The sequence below is a fragment of the Bradyrhizobium sp. 604_D8_N2_3 genome, from assembly GCF_051810765.1.
Classification (GTDB): domain Bacteria; phylum Pseudomonadota; class Alphaproteobacteria; order Rhizobiales; family Xanthobacteraceae; genus Bradyrhizobium; species Bradyrhizobium barranii.
On sequence record NZ_JBPWPM010000001.1, the window covers coordinates 989,234 to 1,015,678 of the forward strand.

Genomic DNA, 26,445 nt, shown 5'->3' on the forward strand with positions numbered 1-26,445 from the left:
GCTGATGATTTTTCACGCTTTATTCTGCGTTGCAGCGATCATCCACTCGCGGAACGCGGCCAGCTTCGGCGCCTCGCGCCGGCCCTCCGGCGCGACCAGGTAGAAGCCGGCATCGGCCGGCAGCGCGATCTTGAAGGGCACCACGAGCCGGCCCTTGGCGATGTCGTCCTGGACGTAGGAGGTTCGCCCCATTGCCACGCCGATGCCGTCGATTGCGGCCTGGATGGTCATGAAGATCATGTCGAAGGTGATGCCGGGCTGCCTGGCGATGTCGCCCGGAAGGCCGGCCGCCGTCAGCCATAGCCGCCAGTCATCGCTGTTGGCATTGGAGGTGTGCAGCAGCGGATAGCCCTTGAGATCCTCAGGCTGGCGCAGCGGCTTGTCGCCGCGCAGCAGCGACGGACTGCACACCGGAAACAGCTCGTCCGCCATCAGCCAGTCGGCGCGCAGGCCCGGCCATTGACCGCGGCCATAGCGAATCGCGGCATCGACATTGTCGCGCTGGAAATCGACGAGGCTGGTCGAGGTGGTGATGCGGACGTCGATGCCGGGGTGCTGCTCCTGGAAATCGGTCAGCCGCGGCAGCAGCCATTTCGCGGCGAGCGATGCCAGCGTCGAGACGGTCAGCACCTTGTCGTCGTCCTTGCGCAGCAGCCGGTCGGTCGCAAGGCGGAGGTCGTTGAAGGCGGCGCGGACGCCCGGCAAATAGTCGCGCGCTTCCGGCGTCAGCGCCAGCGCGCGGTTCTGCCGGACGAACAGGCGGATGCCGAGCTCCTCCTCGAGCCGCCGGATCTGATGGCTGATCGCGGTCTGGGTCACGTTCAGCTCGGACGCGGCCAGCGTGAAGCTGAGATGGCGCGCGGCGGCCTCAAAGGCCCGCAATCCGTTCAGGGAGGGCAATCTGGCAGTCATCTGGCAGCAGGATGCATGACGTTATTTCATGCGAAGGGGTACAAATTGTCGTTTGTCGCAGCGCGGTAGCAAGCAGATATTGGCGGCGATCTTAGCTCAAGGAGCTGAAAATGTCTACTTTGACCCACAATTCGATGACAAATCATCATGCACCCGGCCTCATCCAGCAGATCGGCGAGACGCTTCACGTCTGGCACGAGCGCTACCGGACCCGCCGCGAACTGACCCACTGGACGGCCCGCGATCTCCACGACGTTGGCCTGTCCTGGACCGACATCGCCTACGAGGCTGACAAACCCTTCTGGCGGGCCTGATTGGCCGCCAGGCCGGCGCCGCCTGATCACAGGGGCGCCGGCGGTCCCTCTTTCCGCAAGGGCTCGTGTCATGAGCACTCTTCGCCTGGAAGATCTGAAGCAATATTCGGACGTGCTGCGCACCCGGCAGGGTGAGGCGATCAACGTTCGCTTCGTCGAGCCGCGCGACACCGAGGAGCTCCAGCACTATTTCCGCTCGCTCTCGACCCGCTCCCGCTACAACCGCTTCTTCGGTGCGATCAGCGAATTGCCGAAGGGCCTGCTGAGCGAGTTCCTCGACGTTGGAGCGCGCGAGCGCTTCACCGTTGTTGCGACCAAGATGGTCGACGGCTTCGAGACCATCGTCGCCGAAGCGCGCTACGCCTTCCATCCAGAGACCTCCACACTCGAGTTCGGCCTGTCGGTCGACGACCGCTGGCAGGGCCACGGCATCGCCACCGCGCTGATGAAGAATCTCGAATGCCGCGCGGCAGCTCTTGGTGCCGAGCATATGTTCGGCGACACGCTGCGCTCCAACGAGACCATGATCTCGCTCGCCCGCAAATCCGGTTTCGCTTTCGTCAATCATCCCGACGACTGGAAGCTGGTGCGCTTCAACAAGGAGATCGCCGTCGCACCGAAAGACATTCCCTGCGCGAGCTGGCGCCTCGCCGCCCTTTCCCGTCAGGCCGACAGCCCCTCAGCCTCGGCCTGACACCACTGCGAGCCCGGCCTGGTCATCCAGGGCCGGGCCTTTTTTTGCCTTCGCTTATGCGCCGTCATTGGCGAAGTCGGTCGAGGTCGCGACCGATCGCCATCCCGCCAGCTCCCGCGCAACGAATGCGTTCTTCGCCTCGATCCGCTCCACCGTGTCGCTGCCGAGCGGCAGGCGCAGCGGCGGGTTCTTGGCATCGACCAGCGTCAGGAAGGCCTGCGCCAGCTTGCGCGGATCGCCGCGCTGGCCGTGGTTGAATTCGGCGGCGTGAGCGCGGGTCTTGCCGACGCTCTCGTGATAGTCGTCGATCACCTGCGCGGTGCGCGACAGCGAGGTGTCGTCGAGGAAGTCGGTGCGGAAGAAGCCCGGCTCGACCACGGTGACCTTGATGCCGAGTGGCGCGACTTCGCCGGCCAGCGCTTCGCTTAGACCCTCGACCGCGAACTTGGTCGCGCCATAGACGCCCCACCCGGGATAACCGGTGTAACCGCGGACCGACGAGATGTTGATGACGTGGCCGGAACGCTGGCGGCGCATATGCGGCAGCACCGCGCGGGTGACGCCGAGCAGGCCGAACACATTCGTGCCGAACAGCTTTTGCGTCTCCGCGCCGCTGGCCTCCTCGATCGCGCCGAGCAGGCCGTAGCCGGCATTGTTGACCAGGATATCGATGCGGCCGAACTTTTTAACGGCCTGACCTGCGGCCTCATGCGCCTCGGTCTCACTTGTGACGTCGAGCCGGGTTGCCAGCAGACGCTCGTGGCTGCCGAGCCGCGCCGTGACGGTGGACGGATCGCGCGCGGTCGCGACCACGGCGTCACCTGCCTTCAAGGCGGCTTCGGCGATCAAAGCGCCAAATCCGCGGGATGCTCCTGTGATGAACCAGACACGCATGATGTTGCCCTTTCCAATTTGGTCCGGCGGTGTGCCGAAGCCGACGGGCAAGGTGTAGCGGCTCGCTATAGCTGAGATAATCAGCTATATATTTTGCAAGCTCTTGAGAAAAATTCATCAATGCGGATCGACCCGTCCGACCTCGCGACCTTCCTCGCCATCGCCCGCCACCGCAGTTTTCGCGCGGCGGCGACCGAGCTCGGCGTCACGCCATCGGCGCTGTCCCACGCTTTGCGCAATGTCGAAGAGCGGCTCGGCCTGCGCCTCGTCAACCGCACCACCCGCAGCGTCGCGCTCACCGAGGCCGGCGAGCGGCTGTTTGCCCGCATCACGCCGGCCTTTCGCGACATCGACGACGCGCTCGAGGACCTCAACAATTTCCGCGGCAAGCCCGCCGGCACGCTGCGCTTCACCGCCGCGCGCCAGTCCGCGCAGCTGGTGCTGCTGCCGATCGTGACGCGCTTCTTGAAATCATTCCCCGACGTCAGCGTCGAGATCGTCATCAACGACGCCCTGATCGACATGGTCGCGGCCGGCTTCGATGCCGGCGTGCGTTTCGGCGAGACCATTGCCGCCGACATGATTGCGGTCCCGATCGGCCCGCGGCACCGTTTTGCCGTGGTCGGCACGCCCGGGTTCTTCAAATCGCGCAAGCCGCCCACCACGCCGCGCGACCTGAAAGGCCTGCCCTGCATCCGCTACCGTTTCACCTCAGGCGCGCTCTATCATTGGGAATTCGAGCGCGGCGGCATCGAGCTCGCGATCGACGTCGCGGGACCGCTGACGATGAACGACCAGGATCTGATGGTCGATGCCGCCCTCGACGGCATCGGGCTCGCCTACGTGTTTGAGGCGCAGGTCGAAGCGCTGCTCGCCAAGCGCAAGCTGGTTCGCGTGCTCGCTGACTGGTGCCCGGCCTATCCCGGCTTCTTCCTGTACTACCCAAGCCGCCGCCAATTGCCGGCCGCGTTGCGCGCGTTCGTGGATTTCGCGAGGGCGCCCGCCAAGTAGTGAGCTGCGTAGCCCGGATGGAGCGAAGCGCAATCCGGGATTCGTGCCACGTGCGCCAGCGGCCCCGGATTACGCTCCGCTCCATCCGGGCTACGGACCTACTACGAGGACGGAGGAGCGAACCTTACTCCTCCGCAATCCAGATACCCCGGTCGCTCAAAGCGGTCAGTATGGCCTCGATGTCTTCCGGTTCCAGCCTGGTGGACGGCATCAGTTCGTTCAGTTGATCGAACGTGACATACCCAGTCTTCTCCGCCAGGAGCACGGCTTTCCGCACAATCTCAGACCAATCCATTCAGCCCTCCTGAAAATGGGGTACCTACTCTATGGAATGATCTGATGGTCTTGGCTGCGTAGCCCTACTTCCCCGTGAACACTGCCTTCCGCTTCTCGATGAAGGCTTGCACGGCTTCCTTGTGATCAGCGGTCGTGGTCAGGCGGATCAGCCGTCCGGCTTCGTGGTCGCGAGCGGTCTCGAAATCGAACAGCAGCGCCTCGTCGAGATTGTCCTTCATGTAGCGCAGCGCCTGACGCGGGCCTTCGGCGAGCGACTTGGCCAGCGCAAAGGCCTCGTCTTGCAGCCTGTCGTCGGGCACGACGCGGTTGACGAGGCCGATGGCCTCGGCACGCGCGGCGTCGACGCGATCGCCGGTGAACAGCAGCTCGCGGGCCCGCGCGGTGCCGACCAGCCGGGTGAGCAGCCAGGCGATGCCGTAGTCGCCGGAAAGCGCGATGCGGGCGTAGCCGGTGGCGACGAAGGCCGATTGCGCGGCGATGCGGATGTCGCAGGCCATGGCAATGGCGAGCCCGGCGCCGACCGCGGGACCGGGCAGGGCGGCGATGGTCGGCTTGCGCACCGAGACCAGCGCGCCGGTGAGCAGCCGCTGCCGTTCCTGGAGATCGGCGACCTTGTCGTCAAAGGACATGTCGAGCTTGGCTTGGTCGCGATGCGCGCCCATGCCCTTGACGTTGCCGCCGGCACAGAAGGCCGCGCCCGCGCCGGTGATCAGCAGCGCGCCGACTTCGGGGCTCTCGCCGCAGGTGCGGATCATCGTCCGCAGAGCCGGCGTCAAGGTGTCAGACAGCGCGTTGCGCGCCTCCGGCCGGTTCAGCGTGATCACCGCGACGCGGTCGCGGATGACGCAGAGGAGTTCGTTGGTGCCGGTGTCGATGGTGGTTTCCGTGGTCATTGTTTCCCGCCCTTGTAGGGTGGGCAAAGCGTAGCGTGCCCACCATCTGTTTGTTCATTCACGGCGGTGGGCACGGCGCTATGCGCCTTTGCCCACCCTACGACAGCTCAACTCAAAACTTCTCCACCCACGGCCGCAGCTCCAGCTCCCAGCTCCAGGCGCTACGCGGTTGCTGCAGTACATTCCAATAGCTCTGCGCGATTGCATCAGGATCGAGCATCGAATCCGGCTTGTCGGCGGGTTCGGTCCGCGCCGCGCTGCGGATGCCGCCGTCGATCACGAAATGCGCAATGTGGATGCCATGCGGCGAGAGCTCGCGCGCCAGGCTCTGCGCCAGCCCGCGCAGCGCGAACTTGCCCATCGCGAATGAGGCCGACTGCGCATAGCCCTTGACGCTGGCGGACGCGCCGGTGAACAGGATCGCGCCGTGCTTGTTCGGCAGCATGCGCTTGGCCGCCTGCTGCGCCACCAGGAAGCCGCCATAGGCGCTGATCGCGATCGCCTGCGCGACATCGGCCGGAACGAGATCGACGAACGGCCCGCGCGTGCGGCCGCTGGCGTTGTAGACGACGAGGTCGGGCGTGCCGATCTCGCGTTCGACCAGGCCGAACAGCCGCTCGACCTCCTCAGGCTCGGTGGCGTTGCAGGCATAGGCCTTGGCGCCGGTCTCGCGACAGAGCGCGCCTAATTTCTCGATCTTGCGCGCGGCCAGCGCGACGCGGATGCCTTGCGCGGACAGCAGACGCGCCAGCGAGGCGCTCAGGCCTTCGCCGGCGCCGACGATGAGGGCGATCTTGTATTTCGGATGTTCCATGGCGTGATCTCTCGGAGACGGGAAGCCGCTGATCTATGCATCCGCCGTGCGGACAACCAGCCGGGTCGATCATAATTCCGCAGAGCGAATTGCTCCTTCACGGCGATCATGCCTCCCTGACAATTTGCGGCTTTATCCGCCTTTGCGACTGGAGCATGATCGACATCATCCCAAGCGGCAAGCGATAAGAATTGCCGTCGGGCGGGAACGAAGAGGACGATCATGCACAAGCCGGTCACAGGTGAGCCAAAAAGTGTCGCGGCCGCACCATCCGGTCTGCTGGCGCCCGATACATCAGGCATGAATTTCTATCGCGCCGATCCGGCGCTAACGGATCTGTTGCGTATCCATCTGCCGGACACGCTCTTCCGCCACATCGAGCCGCATCTCGATCGCCTCGGCGAACTCGCCGGCGGCCATCTCGACGAATGCGCGCGGCTCGCCGACCGGCACACGCCGGTACTGCACCAGCGCGACAAGTTCGGCCGCGACGTGCAGTGGATCGAATATCACCCGGCCTATCGCGAACTGGAGAACGCCGCGTTCGGCGAGTTCGGCATCCATGCGTTGTCGATCCGCAAGGGCATCATGGGATGGCCGGACAAATATCCCGTCGTGGCCAAGCACGCCTTCACCTTCCTGTTCAACCAGACCGAATTCGGCATGGGCTGCCCGATCAACGTCACCGACGGCTGCGCCAAGCTCTTGGCGAATTTCGGCAGCGAGGCGCTGAAGGCGAAATATCTCGACGGCCTGACCCAGACCGACATGAGCAAGCTGACCCAGGGCGGCCAGTTCATGACCGAGAAGGAGGGCGGCTCCGATGTCGGTACACTGACCACGCGCGCCGCGCAGGAGGGCGACCATTGGCGCCTCCATGGCGAGAAATGGTTCTGCTCGAACGCCGATGCCAAGGTCGTGATGCTGCTGGCGCGTCCCGAAGGCGCCGGCCCCGGCACGCGCGGCGTCGGCCTGTTCCTGATGCCGCGCTTCCTCGACGACGGCTCGCAGAACCACTATCGGATCGTGCGCCTCAAGGACAAGCTCGGCACCCGCTCGATGGCCTCCGGCGAGATCAAGCTCGAAGGCGCGATCGCCTATGCGGTCGGCAAGCTCGACCGCGGCTTTGTGCAGATGGCCGAGATGGTCAATTCGTCGCGGCTCTCCAACGGCGTCAAATCCACCGCACTGATGCGCCGCGCCTATCATGACGCGATGACGGTGGCGAAGAACCGCGTGGTGTTCGGCAAGCGCATCATCGATCTGCCGCTCGGACGCCGGCAGATGCTGAAGATCATGCTGCCGGTCGAGCAGGCGCTGTCGATGAGTTTTCTGACTGCCGACGCGCTCGACCGCGCCGAGGCTGGCAGTCAGGAGGCGGCTGCGCTGCTGCGTATCCTGACCCCGACGCTGAAATTCCGTGCGACGCGCGATGCGCGCAAGGTCTGCGGCGACGCGCTCGAGATGCGCGGCGGCATCGGTTATATCGAGGAATTCGCCACGCCCCGCCTGCTGCGCGATGCGCATCTCGGCTCGGTCTGGGAGGGGACCGGCAACATCGTCGCGATCGATGCGCTCCGGCGCGCGGTCGGCCGCCACGGCGCCGAATCCGCGCTGTCAGCCGATCTGCATGCGCGGCTCGATGATAGCGTGTCGGTCCCGCAGGCCTGGCGCGACAATTTGCGCGGTCTCGTCGATCGTGCCGTCGGCTTCGCGCGCGAGGTCGCGGGCAATTCCGAGAACGAGGCCGATGCGCGGCGTGCGACCAGCCTGCTCTATCACGTCGCAAGCGCGGTCGCGCTCGCCTGGGAAGCGCATCGCATCCAGGAGATGCGCGGCGATGCGCGCCGCCTGCTGCTATCGCGGCTGGTGATCGACCATCGCGTGTCGCCGAGCGATCCGTTCCGGCTGACGGAAAATGCCGCGCAAGCGAAGATCGCCGCGCTGCTGCTCGGCGATCGCGACGCCGGCATGAGCGAGGTTGGCGAACTGGTTCTGGCAGCGTAGGCTGCACGCCACGCTCAAACCAAGAAACGCGATAGGGAGTGCTCGATGAAGGCCGCCGTCCTCTATGAAGTCAATCAGCCGCTGGTCATCGAGGATGTCAGCCTGCCGAAGCCGGGCCCGCGCGAGGTTTTGATCCGCACGGCGGTCGCCGGCCTCTGCCACTCCGACCTGCACTTCATGGAAGGCCTGTATCCGCATCCGTTGCCCGCGGTGCTCGGGCACGAGTCCGCCGGCATCGTCGAGCAGGTCGGCTCCGACGTGACTTACGTAAAGCCCGGCGATCACGTCGTGACGTGCCTGTCGGTGTTTTGCGGCACCTGCGACAATTGCACCACGGGCCGCACCGTGCTCTGCACCGACACCACCGTAAAGCTGCTGCCGGGCGCCTCCAACCGGATGCAATGGTCGAAGTCCGAGAAGCTGCATCAGTTCCTCAACCTCTCGTCCTTCGCCGAGCAGATGCTGGTGCACGAGAATGCGATCGTCAAAATCCGGAAGGAGATGCCGCTCGATCTCGCCGCGCTGATCGGCTGCGGCGTCATCACCGGCTACGGCGCGGTCGTGAACACGGCGAAGGTGACGGCCGGCGAGACCGTGGCCGTGATCGGCTGTGGCGGCGTCGGCATGGCCGCGATCAACGGCGCGCAGATCGCCGGCGCCGGACGCATTATCGCCATCGACACCAATCCGGCAAAGCTGCAGCTCGCGACCAAGCTGGGCGCGACCGACATCATCAATCCCGCCGACGGCGACGTCGTGAAGCAGGTGCGCGACCTCACCAATGGCGGCGTGCATCATTCTTTCGAGGTGCTCGGCCGCAAGGAGACCGCGGAGCAGGCTTTTGGCATGCTGGCGTCCGGCGGCACGGCCACCATCGTCGGCATGATTCCGTTCGGTCAGAAGATCGAGCTGCACGGCTTCGACTTCCTGCGCGAGCGCAGGATCCAGGGCTCATCGATGGGCTCCAACCATTTTCGCGTGGACATGCCGAGGCTGGTCGATTTCTACCTGCGCGGCCGGCTGCACCTCGAGGACTGGATCTCGGCCAAGCTGAAACTGCCGGAGATCAATGAGGGTTTTGCCAACATGAAGGCCGGCAAGACGCTGCGTAGCGTGATTGTGTTTGACAGCTAGCAACCGCAATGACGGTGTCATCGCCCGCGAAAGCGGGCGATCCAGTACTCCGCGGCGGAAGCTGTGTGAACCGACTATTGCCGCGGCGTACTGGATGCCCCGGTCAAGCCGGGGCATGACAGCGGAGTGTGAGGATGGCTGACCTCAACTCACCGCGACACGTGCGCTGACACCGCGAGCCACGTCCCGTTCTTCTTCGTCCAGCAATCCGTGTACCGCCCCGTTGCCTGCTGGCCGTCGGCGGTGGTGTAGCTGGTGGCGGCGTGGATGATGGCAAAATCGCCCATGATGCGGATGATGACATCATGCGCATGCAGATTGCGGATCGCAATCGGCCGTGCCGTCTGCTCCAGGAAGGCGGCGCGGTCGACCAATGTCTTGTCGGGATTGGAGCAAAAGAACTCCGGCGCGAGGATTTCGTCGAAGCGTTTAACGTCGCAGTTTTGCACGGAGGCGACATAGTCGTGGTTGAGCGTGGTGAGCTGGTCGAGGTCTTGGCTCATGACGTTTCTCTCCCTCTATGTTATTTTACTCCGTCATTGCGAGCGTAGCGAAGCAATCCAGAAATGTCTCCGCGGATGCAGTCTGGATTGCTTCGTCGCAAGGGCTCCTCGCAATGACGGGAGGCACTAGTCATTGAACAAAGGGGGCGGCACGAACCCGCCGAATTCGCGCTCGATCAGTTCGGCGAGCTTGAGCGGCGTGCGGTCTTCCAGCCACGGGCCGACGATCTGCACGCCGATGGGTAGTCCATCAGGCGCAAAGCCCGTCGGAATCGCGGTCGAGGGCAGACCGGGGAGCGTCGCGATGCCCGGCCAGGCGAGCTGGTCCGGATAGACGTGCTCCTTGCCGTCGATCTTGATCCGGCGCTTTTCCTGCTCGGGCGAATGGTCGTGGGGATAGGCTGCCGTCGGCATCACCGGGCAGATCACCGCGTCGTACGTCTTGAACAGCTCGCGCCATTGCGCCCGCAGCCGCGTGCGTCCGGCATTTGCCGCCTGCCAGTCGCGATGGTTGAGCGCGATACCGCGCAGCCGTTCGGCAGCCAAGCTGTTGTCGCCCTCTGGCAACGCCGCTGCGGCTGCCTTGGCGCCGGCGTAGACATCCGGCGCGAAGGTCGAGCCGAGGAACGACATCAGCATGCGCATATAGAGCCGCGAGGAGGCCGCGAAATCCGGCAGCAGCCGGCTGCTGCGCTCGATCTTGACGCCAGCCTTGGCGAGATTGTCGGCCAGCCGGTTGATCGTGCCGCGCACGGCGGTGTCGGTCGGCATCACCGGATCGGTGTCGATCACCAGCACGCGGAAATCCCTGAATGCCGTGTGGCGCGCCGCCGGCAGCTCGAGCCGGTAGGCGAGGCCAGCGTCGATCGGATCGGGCCCGGCCATCACGTCGAGCACAAGCGAAAGATCGGCGGCGCTGCGCGCCATCGGGCCGATCACCGAAAGATCGCGCTCGAACGGCAAAGGCGGCAGCGGCGGCGGCGTGTGGCCGCGCATGGCGACGAGGCTGAAGGTCGGCTTGTGCGCATAGATGCCGCAATGGAACGCCGGCACGCGCAGCGAGCCGCCGATGTCGGAGCCAATCGACAGCGGGCCATAGCCCGCGGCGAGCGCGGCAGACGAGCCGCCGGACGAGCCGCCCGGCGTGCGGCCGAGATCGTAGGGGTTGTTGGTGGTGCCGTAGATGTCGTTGTAGCTCTGCCAGTCGCCGAGTCCGAGCGGCACGTTGGTCTTGCCGACGATGACGGTGCCGGCGTCCTTCACCCGCGTGACTGGCAGTGCGTCTTCCTTTGCGACAAAATCCTTCTGCGCGGGAATGCCCCAGGTCGTGGGCAGGCCGGCGACGTTGTAGGATTCCTTCACGGTGATTGGGAGGCCGAGCAGCGGCTTCCGCTCGCCGCGCGCCCGCGCCGCGTCCGCGTCCCGCGCGGCGCTAAGCGCGCGGTCGAAATCCCGGACGCAGATCGCGTTGATCTTGCCGTCGTGACGTTCGATGCGATCGATCGCATCCTGCGTGAGCTCGACCGCGGAGACCTTCTTTGCGGTCAACGCGGCCGACATCTCGACCGCGCTCTTGTAACTCCATTCCGATTTCGCCACGACATGCTCCTGCGCTTCCCTGAAAGGATGATGCGCAGTTTGGCCCAAAGCCGCAACCGCCGTTTGATCGCGATTGATATGCCGGTAGGACGGAACGAGGACAGCCAAGCACAAGGTCGGTGTCATCGCCCGGCTTGACCGGGCGATCCAGTATTCCGAGACGGCTGTGATTGATCGGATAGGCCGCGGCGTACTGGATGCCCCGCTTTCGCGGGGCATGACACCGAGGTAGCTACGCCGCCCCGATCAAGATCCCCACCGCGAGCACGATGGCGCCGCCGAGCACGATCTGGAACACGGCCTGGAGGAACGGGGTGTCCATGTAGCGCGCGCGGATGAAGGCGATTGCCCACAATTCGAAGAACACGACGACGCCGGCGATTCCCGTCGCGATCCAGAATGCGTTCGGCCAGCTGTCTGGGACAAGATAAGGCAGGGTGTGGCCGAGCCCGCCGAGCGTCGTCATCGCGCCGCAGGTGATGCCGCGCAGCCATGGCGAGCCGCGTCCGGTGAGCGAGCCGTCGTCGGACAGCGCCTCCGCAAAGCCCATGCTGATGCCGGCGCCGATCGAGGCGGCGAGGCCGACCAGAAACGTCTGCCAGTTCTGGTGGGTGGCGAAAGCTGCGGCGAACAGCGGCGCCAGCGTCGAGACCGATCCGTCCATCAGGCCGGCGAGGCCCGGCTGCACATATTGCAGCACGAACATCCGCCGTCGCGTGCGATCTTCCTCGGCGCGCACGTCCGGCTTCAGGATTTCGTCGGTCAGCGCGACGGCGCGGTTCTCGTGATGCTTTTCCTCCTCGGCGAGATCGCCGAGCAGGCGGCGCACGCCGACATCCTCGGCCTGCTCGGCGGCCCGCGCGTAGAAGCGCTCGGCCTCGAGCTCCATGGTCTCGACCTCTTTCCGGATGGTGTCGAGCGGCAGGTTTTTCGTCAGCCAGATCGGCCGCCGGCGCAGAAAGCCTTTGACGTTCTCGCGGCGGATCGGCGGCAGGTGCTGGCCGAAGCGTTCCTCATAGAGTTTCAGCAGCCGATGCCGGTGGCCGCGTTCCTCCTCGGCCATCTCCTCGAAAATCTTCGACGTGTCCGGGTAACGCTCGCGCAAGTCCTCGGCGAAGGTCATGTAGATGCGGCTGTCCTCCTCCTCGGAGGAGATCGCGACCGCAAGCACCTCGCGCTCGGTCAGTTCGGCAAAAGTCTTCACGGCGGCCCTGTTTTGATAGTTTAGAATTATTCTAAATTATATAAGGCGCCGGGGTTCCCGGGTCAAATCAGGCGGCTTTTGCGAGGAACTCGAGCAGCAAGCGGCTCACCTCGGCCGGCTGTTCCTGCTGCACCCAATGGCCGGCGCCGTCGACGAGATGGCAGCCGAACATTCTTGTGCATCCGCGCCCCTGCATCGCCTCGAACACGCCCGGGCGCTGATAGGTGCCCCAATCCTGTTTGCCCGAGATGAAGCAGGAGGGCACGTCGATGCTGCGGCCCGCAAACAGCTGCATCTCGCTGTTGAGCATGCCCGACGTGCCGTAGCGGTACCATTGCAAGCCCCCCTGGAATCCGGTGCGGCCGTATTCGGCGCTGTAATAGGCGAGGTCGCTGTCCGGCAGCCATTGGTTGGCGGCGATCGCGGCCGGCGAGGGCATCTCCTTCGCAACCGTCTCCGCCATGGTCTCACCGGCGTCCATCACGTAGTAGGTCGGCAGTTTTGCGAGTTCGCCCGCGGACCACGACGTCAACGGATATGGCTTGTTTTCGGTCCAGTCCGCACTCTTGTGGTGATAGTAAGCGCGCAGGAAATCGTGCACGCCCTGCGGCGCGTGCTGCATGTCGGCGTTGGCCGGACGCGTCGCGTAATACCATTGATAGTGTTTGCGCGGGCGTGGCAGCGCGGCGAGCTCGCGATGCACGGGGTCTTCGACTGCAGGCTTTGCCGGCACATCGACCGTGCCAAACGGCATCGGTGGCGCCCCGCCGAACGGCGCGCTCATCAGCGTCACCGAGCGAAACACGTCGGGCCGGATCATGGCGCACCAGGCCGCGACCGGGCTGCCGAAATCATGCCCGGCGAGATCGACCTGCCGGTAGCCGAACGCCGACACCAGGGCGAGGGCGTCACGCACGAGGTTGAGCAGCGAGAACGGCGTGAGATCGCCGTCGTAATCCGCGGTCCATCCCGTGGTGCGGCCATAGCCGCGCTGGTCCGGCGCGATCACGTGATAGCCGGCCGCAGCCAGCACCGGCATCACCTTGCGCCAGGAGAAGGCGAGCTCAGGAAAGCCGTGCAGCAGCAGGATGCAGGGCCGGCCTTTGGTCTCGAAGCCGGCTTCGAGCACGTGCATGCGCAAGACGTTGATGCCGTCGACATAGCGCGAGCGGATGCCGGCGGGGAGAGGGATGTCGGGGAGTGTTGTCATTGCTTTCTCCACACGGGTGGAATCGTAGGGTGGGCAAAGCGGAGCGTGCCCACCATGCCAAACGCGTTAAGGAATGGTGGGCACGGCGCGCGAAGCGCGCGCCTTTGCCCACCCTACGGCATCTTGCTAAACCGCCGCACACACGAACGCGCTGCCCTTGCGCTTGATCTTCCCAACCGACGGCGAGGGGAAATGCGCGGTGCAGCACAGCGTGTCGGTGTCGCAATAGCGCTCCAGAAGGCTGCGGCGCGTTTTCGCCGCCGCGGCCGGGTCGACGTCGAACTTGATCGACAGCTCCGGATAGAGCGTCTGCAGCGGCGAATGCATGAGGTCGCCGGAGAACACGGCGTCGTCCTTGCCGCGGCCCATCGTGATGGCGATATGGCCGGGCGTATGTCCCGGCGTCGGTAGGATGCGGACGTGATCGCCGATCTGGTGATCGTTGCCGACCAGCTCGTGGCGCCTGGCCTCGACCACCGGCAGCACGCTGTCGGCGAAGGGCGGAATCTCCGCCTTTGCATTCTCCGCGAACCAGTGGTCGTATTCCTGCTTCGCAAAGAGATAGCGCGCCTTGGGGAAGGTCGGCACCCAGCGGCCGTTCTCCAATCGCGTGTTCCAGCCGACGTGATCGACATGCAGATGCGTGCACATCACGAAATCGATGTCGTCGACCGCAAACCCGGCTGCGTTGAGTCCGCGCAAGTACGTGTCGTCGGTCTTCATGTTCCATTTCGGCCGCTGCGGGCGCGGCTTGTCGTTGCCGATGCAGCTGTCGATCAGGATGGTGTGGTGCGGTGTCTTCACCACATAGGACTGGAAGCACAGGAGCAGTACGTCCTGCTCGTCCAGCGCCTTGGCCTGCCGCATCCATGCCCGGTTCTCGGCCAGCACCTCGGCCGTCAATCCCGGCAGCATTTCCAGTGCCGGGACGAACGAGGTTTCCTGCTCGATGACGCGATGGATGGTGAGATCGCCGACCGCATATTTCAGGCTCATGCTCGCTTCCCCAGTGATCAGTGCGCGTCGCGCACGGATGGAATGACGATGTTGGTGAGAATGTCGATCGCGGCCAGACCCTCTTTGGGCTGGCCGTATTGCGCGGCGGTCGTCATGATGACGAGATCAAGCTCGGGCACGATGAAGATGCGCTGGCCGCCCCAGCCGAAGGCAGCAACCCATTTGATTTCCTTGTCGCCGGCGAGCGAGCGGCCCATCCACCATTGATAGCCGTAGAACATCGTGCTGCCGAAATAGCCGATCGCCTGGAAGCGCGGCGTGATCGATTGTGCGATCCAGTCGGCCGAGACGATCTGCCGGCCGTTCCACTGGCCGCGATTGAGCACGAGCTGGCCGATCTTCGCCGCATCGCGCGGCCGCAAGCGAAGGCCCGCGGCCGCTGCGATCTTGCCGTTCTTATAGGCTTTCCACTCGAAATCGCTGATCCCGAGCGGCTGGAACAGCACCTCACGAGCAAATGCCTCCAGCGGCTTGCCCGAGACGCGTTCGAGGATGTTGCCGAGCAGTTCAGTCCCGCCGCCATTATAAGTCCACAGCACGTCGGGCGGCGCAGCGACTGGCTTTGCGAGCACATAGCCGATCGGATCGGCCTCAAAGGTGAGATGCGGCTCGTCGTTTTTCGGATCGGTCCAGGACCGTGCCTCGTCCCATTCAATGCCGGAGGACATCGTTAGCAGATGGCGCAGCGTGATGGCCTCCCAGCCCGCCTGCTTCGCCGCCTGATGGTCGGGGAAGAATTTGAGCACGGGCTCGTCGACGCCTTCGATCAGCTTGCGATCGATCGCGATGCCGACGAGCAGCGAAGCGACACTCTTCGATGCCGAACGCATGTCATGCTTCGTCGTCGCGGTGAATTCGTGCTGGCCGTCCGGTTGTCCCCAGGGTTGGTCGTAGCCGGGAAAATACTGCTCGAAGACGAGCTTGCCGTGGCGCACGACGACAACCGAATGGACCGAGGTCGCGCGTTGATCGAGCCGTGCGGCGATGCTGCAGAGCCGCATGCCGTCCATGCCAACGCTGTCGGGCGACGCAGTCGTCCACCCGTCGTCGATTGACGAACGCGATCCACAGGCGAGGTTTTGTCGTCCAGTCGCCATGCCGTCGGCCTGCACGGAAGTGGCTGAGACGGTCAACGCGAGCACGAGGCTCGCGCCGAGAATGCTGAGGCGGGGGAAGCGATCGCGCATCGTCCTTCTCCCCGCAGCCTAGTTTACGCCGTAGGCGGCACCGAGATCTTGACCGAGGGGCGCTCCAGCATCTTCTGGTGGAAGGCGTCGAGTTTCGGATAGGCCTTGCGCCAGCCGCAATCGGCGAAGCGGAAGTCGGCATAGCCGAGCACGCAGACGAGGCCGATCTGCGAGATGTCGAACGGGCCGTTCAAAACTTCGGGCATGTTCTCGAAGCGCGCCATGCCGGTCCAGGCCCGGTTCCAGTGGTCGTCCGACCATGCCTGCCATTGCAGGCCCTGCGGCCGCACCATCTTCTCGTAGCGGCACAGCAGCATGGAATCGAGCATGCCGTTGATCAGGGAGTGATTGGTCTTTGCCTTCCAGCGCCGCGGGCCGTAATCGGGGATCAGGCTGCCGCCGGCCATCTCGTTGAGATATTCGACGATCACGTAGGAATCCAGAATGACGTCGCCGTCATTGGTGATCAGCACCGGCAGCTTCTTCAGCGGCGTGATGCGCGAATAATCCTCATTGACCGTGCCCGGCGCGACGGTCGCGGGCGTCAGCTCGATCTTGTCGATCAGCCCGAGCTCGATCGCGGCGATGCGCACCTTGCGGGCGAAGGGCGAGGCGGCGGAGAAGGAGAGTTTCATGGGGAAATAACCTCTATCCAGACAGACGGTCCTCATCCTGAGGAGCGCGCAGCTTGGCGCGCGTCTCGAAGGATGGACAACGGGAGGTGTTCTTGGGTCACCCGGCGCGAACGTCGGGTGACTGTATTCTTGGCGCATCCTTCGAGACGCGCGCGTTGCGCGCTCCTCAGGATGAGGGCGGAGACCTTACGCCGCCACGATCTCCTGGCGCTGCTCGCCGAGGCCTTCGATGCCGAGCGTAACGACATCGCCGACATTGAGGAAGGTCGGCGGCTTCATGCCGAGACCGACGCCGGGCGGGGTGCCGGTGGTGATGATGTCGCCCGGCAACAGCGTCATGAACTGCGAGACGTAGGAGACGCATTTGGCCATGGAGAAGATCATGGTCTGGGTCGAGCCGGTCTGGCGACGCTGGCCGTTGACGTCGAGCCACATCGACAGGTTCTGGACGTCCTTGATCTCGTCCTTGGTGGCGAGCCACGGGCCGACCGGGCCGAAGGTGTCGTGTGACTTGCCCTTGGTCCACTGACCCAGGCGCTCGGTCTGGAAGGCGCGCTCGGAGACGTCGTTGCAGACGCAATAGCCGGCGACGTAGTTCAGCGCATCGGCTTCCGAGACATATTTGGCGCGGGTGCCGATGATGGCGGCGATCTCGACTTCCCAGTCGAGCTTGGTCGAGCCGCGCGGCTTCTCGACCGCGTCGTTCGGGCCGGACAGCGAGGTGTTGGCCTTCATGAAGATGATCGGCTCGGTCGGGATCGCGGCGCCGGTTTCTTTGGCGTGGTCGGTGTAGTTGAGGCCGATGGCGACGAATTTCGAGATGCCGGTGACGGGCGCGCCGAAGCGCGGCTTGCCGGAGACGGCGGGCAGGGAGGCCGGGTCAAGGCTCGCCAGCTTCTTCAGGGATTCCGGCGAATAGGCCTCGCCGGTCAGGTCCTTCACGTGCGCCGACAGGTCGCGCAATTGGCCGGATTTGTCGATCAGGCCGGGCTTTTCCGCACCCTTTTCGCCATAACGAATAAGCTTCATTCTCGTTTCTCCCTGGAGATGGACCGATCGGTTAAATAGCTTCATGGAACAGGGCGGCGGGAAATTCAACCGCTCAAAGTGGGGCGCATTGCAGCCCTTCCTTTGTAGGGTGGGCAAAGGCGCGGAGCGCCGTGCCCACCAATTCTTTTTGATGGCCCGGTATGGTGGGCACGCGGAGCCTGTCATCGGGCGCGCATTCGCGCGACCCGGTGGCTTTGCCCACCCTACGATTGCAGCGCCACAAATTTGAACGCATCCCCGTCCCGCTTGATGTGCCCGGCCGAGAAATGGCCGCCGATCACCAGCGTCGGGGTATCGGCAAAGCGCGAGAACACCTTGTGCCGGGTTTCCGCCGACTGGGCGGTATCGGTGTCGACGACCGAGCACCAGTCGAGATGCGCCATCTGGCAGGGGTGATGGGCGACGTCGCCGCTGAGCAACCCTTGTTCGCCGCCGGACTCGATCAGGACGCTCATATGCCCGGGGCTGTGGCCGGGGGTCGGGATCACGCTGATCTCCTCGCAGAGCCGGTGATCGCTCGGGATCAACTCGGCCAGGCCCGCATCGACGACCGGCTTCACGGAATCCTTGAACACCGCGACCTTGTCCGGCTCGGCCGTATAGTCGCGCCAATATTCGTACTCGGTCTTGCCGAACAGGTAGCGCGCCCTGGGGAAAGTCGGCACCCATTTGCCATCGACGAGCCTCGTATTCCAGCCGACATGATCGACATGAAGATGCGTGCACAGCACGGTGTCGATGCTGTCAGGGGGAAAGCCCGCTGCCGTCATCGTCTCCAGAAACGGCGTGCTGCGGTTATTCCAGACCGGGACACCGCGACCCTGCTTGTCGTTGCCAAGGCCGGTGTCGACCACGATGCGGCGCGTCGGCATCTCCACCACCAGCGAGTGGATCGACATTTTCAGCCGGCCCTCCTCGGTGGCGAAATGCGGGATCAGCCAGGGCAGCTTCTGGATCTCGTCATTGGTCGCGGCCGGCAGGATGAAGCGGGTCGAGCCGACCGTCTCCATTTCCACGATCTTGGTGATTTTGACCTTGCCCACGGTCCACGGCATGCGGCGATCCCAATTTTCTTGCTTTCGCGAAAGATGCGGCCTTCCGCCGTCGAACGCAATGGATCATCTGTCGCGATGTTGCGTTATCGGGGGAACCCCGAGACAGCCAGAGAGAGCGACGATGCCAGAGCTTGCCATTTCCGCCGAGAAGGTCGCCTTCATCATCGAGAAGGCCCGCGAATTCGACGTCAAGGAGGCGGCGTCCGACCCTGACTCGGGCTCCAATCCCTCTGATGATGACGAGATCGACGTGCTCGAGGACACCAATTCCGACCCGGTCGCAGCCGAGCTCTCCGGTTTCATCCGCGCGCTGAACGAGGACGAGCAGCTCGACCTCGTCACGATGATGTGGCTCGGCCGCGGCGACGGCGAAGTGGAGGAGTGGGACGATCTGCGTGCCCGCGCCGCCGAGGCGCGCGGTGAATACAAGAACCCGCGTCGTGAAACGGTGCAATATCTGCTGGGCGAGCCGATGCTGGGCGATCTGCTCGCCGATGGCATGGACGAACTCGGCATCGACTGGACCGACGAGCGGACCACGCCGGTATCCTAAGTCGTCATCGCGCGCAGTCGACGATCACGGTGCCGAGCTTGTCACCCTTCTCGACCGCGAGATGCGCCTGCGCGGTATCCGATAGCGCGAACTGCGCCGCGACGTTGTGAATGCGCGGCCCTGCCGCCAGCCATTTCGTGATGTCGGCCTGCGCCGCCGCGAGCAGCGCCGGCGGCAGCGCGAACAGCACCAGCGTCCGGAGCGTGATGCACTTCTCCATCAGTTCGCGCATCGGCACCGTGGGTGTGCGGTTGCCGTTGGTGGCGTAGACGGCGATCGTCGAATTGAGCGCCATCAGCTTCAACGTGGTCGCGATGTTGCCGCCGAAATCGACATCGACCACGCGATCGACACCACGTCCGCCGGTGAACGCCATCGCCTTGGCAACGACGTCCTCGTCCCTGTAATTGACCACGAGATCGGCGCCCGCGCGCCGGGCCTGCTCGCCCTTCATCGCCGAGCTGACGGTCGCGATCACCTGCGCGCCGCCCCATTTGGCGAGCTGCACGGCATAATGGCCAACCGCGCCGGCGCCGCCGGTGACAAGCACGGTCTTGCCGACGATCGGCCCGTCCGCAAACAGGCTGCACCACGCGGTCATCGCGGGAATGCCGAGCGTTGCACCTTCCGCAAAGGAAAGATGATCCGGCAGCGGCGTCACCAGCTGCTCGGCGAGCGCGATATATTCGGCCGCCGTGCCGAAGGCGCGGCCGTTGCGCTGGCCGTTGAACAGCCAGACCCGGTCGCCGACCTTGAAGCGCGTTACGCCGTCGCCGATCTGGTCGACAAAACCCGCGCCGTCGCTGTTCGGGATGACGCGCGAAAATTCCATCGCGCGATAGCTGCCGCCGCGCCGGCCGACATCGGCCGGATTGACGCCGGAGGCTTCCAGGCGAATGCGAACTTCGCCTGGGCCAGCGACCGGCGTCGCCATCTCACCATAGGTGAGGACATCCGCCGCCGGTCCTGTTTGCTCGTACCAGACTGCTCTCACAGCGTTCCGGGGAAGGCGCCGCCGTCGAGCAAGATGTTCTGGCCCGTGATGAAGCCGGCCTTGGCGCCGCAGAGGAAGGCGCAGGCATAGCCGAACTCGTCGGGCTGGCCGAAGCGGCCGGCGGGGTTGAGCTTGGCGCGCTCGGCCAGGATCTGCTCCGGCGTCGTGCCGCGCTTGTCGGCCTCGGCCTTTGCGGTGCCGGTCAGGCGGTCGGTCTCGAACGGACCCGGCAACAGGCCGTTGATGGTGACATTATTGATCACGGTCTTGCGCGACAGGCCGGCGATGAAGCCGGTCAGGCCGGCGCGCGCGCCGTTGGAGAGGCCGAGGATGTCGATCGGCGCCTTCACCGCCGCCGAGGTGATGTTGACGATGCGGCCGAACTTGCGCGCCATCATGCCGTCGACGGTCGACTTGATCAGCTCGATCGGCGTGAGCATGTTGGCGTCGATCGCCTTGATCCAGTCGTCGCGGGTCCAGTTGCGGAAATCGCCGGGCGGCGGGCCGCCGGCATTGTTGATCAAGATGTCCGGCTCGGGGCAGGCCTTCAGCACGGCCTCGCGGCCCGCAGGCGTCGTGATGTCGCCGACGATCTCGGTGACCTTCACGCCAGGATAGGCCTTGCGGATGTCGTCGGCCGTCTTCTTCAGGGCTTCGGCGCCCCGCGCGGTCAGCGTGACGTCAACGCCGGCTTCCGCCAGCGAGATGGCGCAGGCGCGGCCGAGGCCCTTGCTGGATGCGCAGACGATGGCGCGGCGACCTTTGATCCCAAGATCCACTGTTTCACTCCCGTAATGTCAGGCAGGTTTTAGACAGGCCGCACTCTAGCCAATCGTGGCGCCGCTGATAAGGGAGGGGGCCGCGTCAAAATGCATGGCGCGGTCGCGCGGCGATGCAAATGTGCGGGCATGATCCGGAAAAGTGTGCAGCGGTCTTCCGAAAAGATCATGCCCAGACAATAAGCTAGATACGCCGTTCCTGCTTGAGGCGGTCGATCGCGGCCGCGGCCTCCGGCGGCAATGTCTTGAAGCCCATCTTGCCGGCCGCCGAGAACAGCGGCCGCAGATGCGAACCGGCGAGGAACGGCGGCTGGCGGTTGGCCGGCACGATCTGGTCGAACACCAGCACCAGCGTGGTGGCGACGAGGCCGACCCTGACGGCGCCGAGTGCGGCGCCGGCGAGCCGGTCGCCGATCCCGGCTTCGCGTATCGTGTCGTTCAGCGCGAGGCGGCCGATATAACCAAGGAGCATGCCGACGACCACGAAGATGCCGAAGAACCAGATCCAGTTTTGCAGCAGTGGCGCGTTCGGATTGGTCGCGACCTGCGGCACGATCAACGGCATCAGCGCGACGGCGATGGGAGCGGCCAGGAGATAGGCGAGAATGGTCATGGCGCTGCCGAGCAGGCCGGTCCTGAAACCGAAGCCGATCGCGACGACGAGTGCCGCATAGACCGCGAGATCGAAACTGTTCATGAGCGTCAGGCCTGCCTCGATGGAACGAATGAACGCCGGACCGATCATTCCGGTTTCAGATCGTTAAAATCGTCTGTATTGGTGGCTCCAAAGCTCAGGGAAAACACTCAAGGCAAGCGTCATGTCAGACTTATTCGACGTCAGTCAAGAAACCATCCTAGTGACGGGCGCGAGCCAGGGGCTGGGGCGGCAATTTGCCCGGGTTCTGGCGGACCATGGCGCGGCCGTCGCGCTCGCCGCGCGGCAGGCCGACAAGCTGAAGAGCCTGGAGGAGGAGATCCGCGGCAAGGGCGGCCGCGCTGCCGCGGTCGCGCTCGACGTCACTGACATGTCATCGATCGCCAAGGCCGTGGATGCCACGGAAGCCGCGCTCGGTCCGATCACGGTGCTGATCAACAATGCCGGCATCGCCATCGAGAAGCTCGCGACCGAGCAGACCGAAGCCGATTGGGACGCCGTGATCGGCGCCAATCTGAAAGGCGCTTATTTCCTCGCGACCGAAGTCGCGCGCCGCATGATCGCGCGCAAGCAGGAAGGCAACATCGTCAACATCGCTTCCGTGCTCGGCACCGGCGTGCTGAAAGCGGTGTCGCCCTATGCGATCTCCAAGGCCGGTATCCTCCAGGCGACCAGGGCGATGGCGCTGGAGCTCGCAGGCCAGAACATCCGCATCAACGCGCTGGCGCCAGGCTATATCGATACCGAAATGAATCACGCCTTCTGGTCGACGCCCGCGGGCGAGCGATTGGCCAAACGCATCCCGCAGCGCCGCGTCGGCGCCGAGTCCGATCTCGATGGCGCGATCCTGCTGCTGGCGTCACGGGCGTCGCGGTACATGACGGGGAGTGTCATCACTGTCGATGGTGGTTTCCTGCTGAATTGAGCCCGACTTCGCCTCTCCCCGCAAGCGGGGAGAGGCCGGAGTTTGCGAGAGCAAATTCCGGGTGAGAGGGAGTCTCCGCGAGTCCAGCTATCACCGTTTTTGCCGAGATAGCCCTTCACCCCAACCCTCTCCCCGTAAGAACGGGGAGAGGGAGAAGAGCTACCGCATTATCTTGTTTCAGCGTTCCTAGCCGAGGGCGTCAGCAGGATAGCCACGATCTCGACGATCAGCAGCCCGCCGGTGATACCGGCAAGGCGCTCGATGCCGGGAATGATGCTGGACGGCGGCCCTGATCCCTGCACCATCGTCATGATGAAGACGACCGCGCCCTGTGTGCCGACATAGCCGATATCGCGCGCGCTCGCCTGGACATGCGCACCGACCCAGACCCCGATGGCAAGCGCGGCAAGCCAGGGCAGGAAGTTTTCGAACGAGGCGATCAGCACCGCCAGGCCGGCGAGGCCGCCGATCAGGCAGCCGAGGATGCGATGCGTGCCACGGGCCGCGATCTTCTCGCGATTCGCAGCATCGTCGTCGGATATTGCCGGCACGGCCATCACGGCCGCGACCGTGATCGCGGCCTGCGAGAAGCTCGGCAATTGCAGCCAGCTCCATGCCAGCGGCACCAGCATCACACCAAGGCCCGCGCGCATTGCGTGCTGGGTCGAGGCCCATTGCGCGCCGAGAAGGTCGGACCAGCCCGGCGCCCGCGCACGTGGCGGCGCATGATCCTCGCGCGGCGACAGCAGGTGCGAGACCAGAATGGCGGCGAGAGTGCCGATCGTCACCTCGGCAGTACGGTTGCAGGCGACTGACAGCGCCGAGGTCGGATCGTCGAGCGTTGCGAGCAGCACCATGTCGGCCGTGACGGCGCCGAGCAGCCAGGCATATCCGTGGCGACTGACTTGCAGGCCGAGCACGCCGATGCTGCTTGCGATGAACAGTGCGAGGCTCAGTGCAACCTGGTCCTCGATCAGCCACGGGCTCAAGAGCAGGCCTGCAGCGGCACCGATCGCCGTACCGACGATGCGCAGGGCGCCGCGACGCAAGGAAGAGGGCGCCGTCACCTGCGTCGAGACGAAGGCACTGATCGCCGCCCACCATGGTGCGTCCACCCGCAGCACAAGCGCCACGATCACGGCCAGCGTGACGGCCAGTGCAACGCGGCTGCAATGATGGCCGCGTGGGCCGGCCAGATCGATCTCCAGCAACTCCCGCCGCAATGCAGAGATCGCTCTCGTCGCGGCCCCGCTCATGGCAGCACGACCACCCTGGCGTCGGCACCCATATAGAGTCTCAGGTCGGGTGGCGGATCGACCAGCGTCAGCGTCACCGGAAAGCGGCGCTTGAGGCGGATCCAGTCAGTGGTCGGCGCCACGTAGTTGAGGAGGCGATTGGGCACGGGTTCGCGGCTGATGCCACGAGCAATGCCGGTCACCTTGGCACGGCGTAGATGCCAGGGATTTGAGTCCAGCGACACCCAGGCCGTGCTGCCGACGGCAAAGCCGCGGATGTAGCTTTCCTTGAAGTTGGCGACGATGCGCCAGGCGCGGGCATCGACGATGCCGATCAGCGGCACATCGGCCTGTGCAGTGTCGCCCACGCGCAGGCTGAGCGACGTCACCGTGCCGCTGGTTGGTGCGACCAGCTTGGTGCGGGCGAGCTGCCATTCTGCGAGCGCCAGCGCCGAATTGGCGCGGGCGTGGCTCGCTTGATGCATGGATAGCGTGGCCTCCGTCGCCGCGACCGACTCCTGTGCAGCGTCGCGTGCCGCATTCGCGCGTCGCAGCGTATCGCTCGCCTGGTCGAGCGCGACGCGGGAGACATCCTGGGCCGAGGCGAGCGTCGTCAGACGCTTTTCGTTTTCGCTCGCAAAATCCGCGGCCGAGCTCGCCGCCGCCAACGCGTCCCGTGCCGATGCGATCCGGTGCTGGTCGGAGGCGATCTGCGCGCGGGCCTCGGCAAGATCGGCACGCCGCTGATCCAGGGCCAACTGGAAAGGTACGGGATCGATGCTCGCAAGCAGGTTGCCCTCGGCCACATCCTGATTGTCGGCGACATCTACGGCAATGATGCGCCCAGTCACCTGAGGCGCGAGCGCGACCAGATCGGACTGAACATAGGCGTCGTCGGTGAAGGCGACGAACGACGATATCACCTCATAGGCAACGAAAAGCGCCAGCGCGATCGCTGCCGCAAGTCCGACTCGTCGTCCACGCGTCATGTCAGGCAAAACTCCGAGGCAGCGGCGCGTATCAACTTCTCCGGGCTAGATGAGCAGTCTATCCCGGCCGGTTGCAGCTCGAAAAGTCCCGTTCGTGCCGCACCGCTAGTTTGTCCGCATCTCCGCCCTGATCATATCCGCCGCCTTCTCCCCGATCATGATGGTCGGCGCGTTGGTGTTGCCACCGATCAGCGTCGGCATGATCGAGGCGTCGACGACGCGCAAGCCCTCGATGCCGTGCATCTTCAGCTTCGGATCGACCACCGACATCGCATCGGTGCCCATCTTGCAGGTGCCGACGGGGTGATAGACGGTGTCGACGCGATTGCGCAGGATGGCGCGGATGTCGTCGTCCGTTCTCACATCCGACGTGAACATGTCCTTCTTCTGCAACGCGCGCAGCGCGGGCGTCTCCATCAGCCGCCGCGTGGTCTTGAAGCCCGCGACCATCGACTCGAGATCTTCCGCCTCGCCCAGAAAGTTCGGATCGATCATCGGTGCAGCGAGCGGATCGGCGCTCTTCAGCCATACGCTGCCGCGGCTCTTCGGTCTGAGCAGGCAGACATGGCACGAGAAGCCCGCCTCTTTGTGCTTCTTGCGGCCGTGGTCGTCGAGCATCGCGATGACGAAGTGCAGCTGGATGTCTGGCACCGCGAGGTCGGGCCTGGTCTTCAGGAAGCCGCCACACTCGGCGAAATTGGTGGTCATCAGGCCGCGTCGCTCCCGGCGATACCGCTGGATGGCGCGGAGCAGGGATGGCAACCGGCCGAGCGATGAATGAACGAAGTGCGGATAGTCGGAGGCGTAGACGAACACGAAATCCGGATGGTCCTGCAGATTGCGCCCGACGCCCGGCAAGTGATGCATGACGCCAATGCCGTGCGCGGCAAGCGCATCGCCATCGCCGACACCCGACAGCATCAGCAGCTGCGGTGACTGGAAGGCGCCGCCGGCGAGGATCACCTCGCGGCGGGCGCGCAGCTGCTTGGTCTGCTTGCCCTGCACATATTCGATGCCGACCGCGCGCCCGCCTTCGAACAGGATTTTCGTGGCCTGCGCCCCCGTCTCGACGCGCAGATTCGCGCGCTTGTCCATGTGGGGATGCAGATAGGCGCGTGCCGCGCTCCAGCGCTCGCCATGGTGCTGCGTCACCTGGTAGCTGCCGAGCCCTTCATGGTCCTCGGCGTTGAAGTCCTCGCGGACGCGGAACTGCGCCTCGCGCGCGGCCTGGTGGAAGACGTCATGGATCGGATTGTCCGAGCGCAGTCTGTTGACATGCAGCGGGCCGCCCTTGCCATGATACTCGCCGTCGAAATCGGAATTGTTTTCCGAACGCTTGAAATAGGGCAGCACGTCGGCATACGACCAGCCGGCATTGCCGAGCGAGGCCCAGTGGTCGTAGTCCGATTTGTGGCCGCGGATGTAGACCATGGCGTTGATCGCCGAGGAGCCGCCGAGGCCCTTGCCGCGCGGTTGATAGCCGATGCGGCCGTTCAATCCCTTCTGCGGCACGGTATCGAAAGCCCAGTTGGCCGCGCTGTATGGCAAAGCGAGCCCGAATGGCGTGGTGATCCGCCAATTGTCGTTCCGCCCGCCGGCGTCGAGCAGCGCCACGGATGTCGCCGCATCCTCCGACAGCCGCCCCGCCATCGCGCAGCCGCCGGAGCCCGCGCCCACGACGACGAAGTCGAATGTGTCAGTCACTGATGTTTCCCCCTGCATTGTTCTTTGTTGTTGCGTCTCCGTTCCTCATCCTGAGGAGCGCGGAACGCGCGTCTCGAAGGATGAAGGCCCGGTCTGTGGCCTCGCCCTTCGAGACGCGCGTCGCTGGCGCGCTCCTCAGGGTGAGGATTGGATTTTTGCATTGCCTTTACGCTCGCAATGA

The 26,445-nt window shown here is 64.8% G+C and carries 27 protein-coding genes; 7 read left to right on the forward strand and 20 right to left on the reverse strand.

Annotation, left to right across the window (positions count from 1 at the left end; genetic code table 11):
- Positions 1–12 precede the first annotated feature (12 nt).
- A complete protein-coding gene (locus tag AB7245_RS04640) occupies positions 13–912 on the reverse strand; it encodes a transcriptional regulator GcvA (RefSeq protein WP_063980834.1) in 900 nt (299 codons plus the stop codon).
- A 110-nt stretch (positions 913–1,022) separates the two neighbouring features.
- On the opposite strand from AB7245_RS04640, the gene AB7245_RS04645 reads away from it, so the two are divergent.
- Complete coding sequence (locus AB7245_RS04645) at positions 1,023–1,226, forward strand: DUF1127 domain-containing protein (protein ID WP_063980835.1); 204 nt, start codon at positions 1,023–1,025, stop codon at positions 1,224–1,226.
- 70 nt (positions 1,227–1,296) lie between these two features.
- Positions 1,297–1,920, forward strand: a complete 624-nt coding sequence (locus tag AB7245_RS04650) for a GNAT family N-acetyltransferase (RefSeq protein ID WP_085403457.1) — start codon at positions 1,297–1,299, stop codon at positions 1,918–1,920.
- 54 nt (positions 1,921–1,974) lie between these two features.
- Here AB7245_RS04650 and AB7245_RS04655 read toward each other — a convergent pair whose 3' ends face one another.
- The gene (locus tag AB7245_RS04655) at positions 1,975–2,814 is read right to left on the reverse strand and encodes an oxidoreductase (protein ID WP_439033907.1); all 840 of its coding nucleotides are present in this window, start codon (positions 2,812–2,814) and stop codon (positions 1,975–1,977) included.
- 120 nt (positions 2,815–2,934) lie between these two features.
- On the opposite strand from AB7245_RS04655, the gene AB7245_RS04660 reads away from it, so the two are divergent.
- Complete coding sequence (locus AB7245_RS04660) at positions 2,935–3,825, forward strand: LysR family transcriptional regulator (protein WP_085403458.1); 891 nt, start codon at positions 2,935–2,937, stop codon at positions 3,823–3,825.
- Positions 3,826–3,949: 124 nt separating this feature from the next.
- Here AB7245_RS04660 and AB7245_RS04665 read toward each other — a convergent pair whose 3' ends face one another.
- The 3 genes from AB7245_RS04665 to AB7245_RS04675 form a co-directional block, all read right to left on the reverse strand.
- Positions 3,950–4,120: an RNA polymerase sigma factor region1.1 domain-containing protein gene (locus AB7245_RS04665; RefSeq protein WP_085403459.1), complete on the reverse strand. Its 171-nt coding sequence runs from the start codon at positions 4,118–4,120 to the stop codon at positions 3,950–3,952.
- Between the two features lie 64 nt (positions 4,121–4,184).
- Positions 4,185–5,015, reverse strand: coding sequence for an enoyl-CoA hydratase (locus tag AB7245_RS04670; protein WP_085403460.1), 831 nt, complete (start codon positions 5,013–5,015; stop codon positions 4,185–4,187).
- 112 nt (positions 5,016–5,127) lie between these two features.
- On the reverse strand, positions 5,128–5,829 hold the full coding sequence (locus AB7245_RS04675) for an SDR family NAD(P)-dependent oxidoreductase (protein WP_439033908.1): 702 nt from the start codon (positions 5,827–5,829) through the stop codon (positions 5,128–5,130).
- A gap of 222 nt (positions 5,830–6,051) precedes the next feature.
- Between AB7245_RS04675 and AB7245_RS04680 the strand changes: the two genes are divergently transcribed.
- Together AB7245_RS04680 and AB7245_RS04685 are read left to right on the forward strand one after the other, a co-directional pair.
- The gene (locus AB7245_RS04680; RefSeq protein WP_085403462.1) at positions 6,052–7,836 is read left to right on the forward strand and encodes an acyl-CoA dehydrogenase family protein; all 1,785 of its coding nucleotides are present in this window, start codon (positions 6,052–6,054) and stop codon (positions 7,834–7,836) included.
- 45 nt (positions 7,837–7,881) lie between these two features.
- Positions 7,882–8,970 carry a Zn-dependent alcohol dehydrogenase gene (locus AB7245_RS04685; RefSeq protein ID WP_085403463.1) on the forward strand — a complete coding sequence of 363 codons (1,089 nt, stop codon included), beginning with the start codon at positions 7,882–7,884 and terminating at the stop codon, positions 8,968–8,970.
- A gap of 149 nt (positions 8,971–9,119) precedes the next feature.
- Here AB7245_RS04685 and AB7245_RS04690 read toward each other — a convergent pair whose 3' ends face one another.
- The 9 genes from AB7245_RS04690 to AB7245_RS04730 form a co-directional block, all read right to left on the reverse strand.
- On the reverse strand, positions 9,120–9,473 hold the full coding sequence (locus AB7245_RS04690) for a nuclear transport factor 2 family protein (protein WP_085403464.1): 354 nt from the start codon (positions 9,471–9,473) through the stop codon (positions 9,120–9,122).
- 126 nt (positions 9,474–9,599) lie between these two features.
- Positions 9,600–11,072: an amidase gene (locus tag AB7245_RS04695; RefSeq protein ID WP_085403573.1), complete on the reverse strand. Its 1,473-nt coding sequence runs from the start codon at positions 11,070–11,072 to the stop codon at positions 9,600–9,602.
- Between the two features lie 232 nt (positions 11,073–11,304).
- Positions 11,305–12,276 (reverse strand): iron exporter MbfA, encoded by a 972-nt coding sequence (gene mbfA, locus AB7245_RS04700; RefSeq protein ID WP_085403465.1) that lies wholly within the window; start codon positions 12,274–12,276, stop codon positions 11,305–11,307.
- A gap of 67 nt (positions 12,277–12,343) precedes the next feature.
- Positions 12,344–13,486, reverse strand: coding sequence for an alpha/beta hydrolase (locus AB7245_RS04705; RefSeq protein WP_085403466.1), 1,143 nt, complete (start codon positions 13,484–13,486; stop codon positions 12,344–12,346).
- Between the two features lie 126 nt (positions 13,487–13,612).
- Positions 13,613–14,482, reverse strand: coding sequence for an MBL fold metallo-hydrolase (locus AB7245_RS04710; RefSeq protein ID WP_085403467.1), 870 nt, complete (start codon positions 14,480–14,482; stop codon positions 13,613–13,615).
- Positions 14,483–14,499: 17 nt separating this feature from the next.
- Positions 14,500–15,690 carry a serine hydrolase domain-containing protein gene (locus AB7245_RS04715; RefSeq protein ID WP_085403468.1) on the reverse strand — a complete coding sequence of 397 codons (1,191 nt, stop codon included), beginning with the start codon at positions 15,688–15,690 and terminating at the stop codon, positions 14,500–14,502.
- Positions 15,691–15,713: 23 nt separating this feature from the next.
- Complete coding sequence (locus AB7245_RS04720; protein ID WP_085403469.1) at positions 15,714–16,325, reverse strand: glutathione S-transferase family protein; 612 nt, start codon at positions 16,323–16,325, stop codon at positions 15,714–15,716.
- Positions 16,326–16,511: 186 nt separating this feature from the next.
- On the reverse strand, positions 16,512–17,354 hold the full coding sequence (locus tag AB7245_RS04725; RefSeq protein ID WP_439033909.1) for a fumarylacetoacetate hydrolase family protein: 843 nt from the start codon (positions 17,352–17,354) through the stop codon (positions 16,512–16,514).
- A 224-nt stretch (positions 17,355–17,578) separates the two neighbouring features.
- On the reverse strand, positions 17,579–18,430 hold the full coding sequence (locus AB7245_RS04730; RefSeq protein WP_085403471.1) for an MBL fold metallo-hydrolase: 852 nt from the start codon (positions 18,428–18,430) through the stop codon (positions 17,579–17,581).
- A 121-nt stretch (positions 18,431–18,551) separates the two neighbouring features.
- On the opposite strand from AB7245_RS04730, the gene AB7245_RS04735 reads away from it, so the two are divergent.
- Positions 18,552–18,983 carry a DUF3775 domain-containing protein gene (locus AB7245_RS04735; protein ID WP_028149244.1) on the forward strand — a complete coding sequence of 144 codons (432 nt, stop codon included), beginning with the start codon at positions 18,552–18,554 and terminating at the stop codon, positions 18,981–18,983.
- A 4-nt stretch (positions 18,984–18,987) separates the two neighbouring features.
- On the opposite strand, the gene AB7245_RS04740 is transcribed toward AB7245_RS04735, so the two are convergent.
- The 3 genes from AB7245_RS04740 to AB7245_RS04750 form a co-directional block, all read right to left on the reverse strand.
- Positions 18,988–19,977, reverse strand: coding sequence for an NADPH:quinone reductase (locus tag AB7245_RS04740; protein ID WP_085403472.1), 990 nt, complete (start codon positions 19,975–19,977; stop codon positions 18,988–18,990).
- Positions 19,974–20,756 carry an SDR family oxidoreductase gene (locus AB7245_RS04745; protein ID WP_014498394.1) on the reverse strand — a complete coding sequence of 261 codons (783 nt, stop codon included), beginning with the start codon at positions 20,754–20,756 and terminating at the stop codon, positions 19,974–19,976. Before AB7245_RS04745 ends, AB7245_RS04740 begins: the two co-directional genes overlap by 4 nt.
- 184 nt (positions 20,757–20,940) lie before the next feature.
- On the reverse strand, positions 20,941–21,453 hold the full coding sequence (locus AB7245_RS04750; RefSeq protein WP_085403574.1) for a CvpA family protein: 513 nt from the start codon (positions 21,451–21,453) through the stop codon (positions 20,941–20,943).
- Between the two features lie 121 nt (positions 21,454–21,574).
- On the opposite strand from AB7245_RS04750, the gene AB7245_RS04755 reads away from it, so the two are divergent.
- Positions 21,575–22,336, forward strand: a complete 762-nt coding sequence (locus AB7245_RS04755) for an SDR family oxidoreductase (RefSeq protein WP_085403473.1) — start codon at positions 21,575–21,577, stop codon at positions 22,334–22,336.
- 167 nt (positions 22,337–22,503) lie between these two features.
- Here the strand turns inward: AB7245_RS04755 and AB7245_RS04760 are convergent, their stop codons facing one another.
- The 3 genes from AB7245_RS04760 to AB7245_RS04770 all read right to left on the reverse strand — a co-directional run bounded on the left by AB7245_RS04760 (position 22,504) and on the right by AB7245_RS04770 (position 26,264).
- Positions 22,504–23,592 carry an FUSC family protein gene (locus tag AB7245_RS04760; RefSeq protein WP_085403474.1) on the reverse strand — a complete coding sequence of 363 codons (1,089 nt, stop codon included), beginning with the start codon at positions 23,590–23,592 and terminating at the stop codon, positions 22,504–22,506.
- The gene (locus AB7245_RS04765; protein ID WP_085403475.1) at positions 23,589–24,560 is read right to left on the reverse strand and encodes an HlyD family secretion protein; all 972 of its coding nucleotides are present in this window, start codon (positions 24,558–24,560) and stop codon (positions 23,589–23,591) included. The genes AB7245_RS04760 and AB7245_RS04765 overlap by 4 nt, the downstream gene beginning before the upstream one ends.
- A gap of 105 nt (positions 24,561–24,665) precedes the next feature.
- Positions 24,666–26,264: a GMC family oxidoreductase gene (locus AB7245_RS04770; RefSeq protein ID WP_085403476.1), complete on the reverse strand. Its 1,599-nt coding sequence runs from the start codon at positions 26,262–26,264 to the stop codon at positions 24,666–24,668.
- Positions 26,265–26,445: the final 181 nt, after the last annotated feature.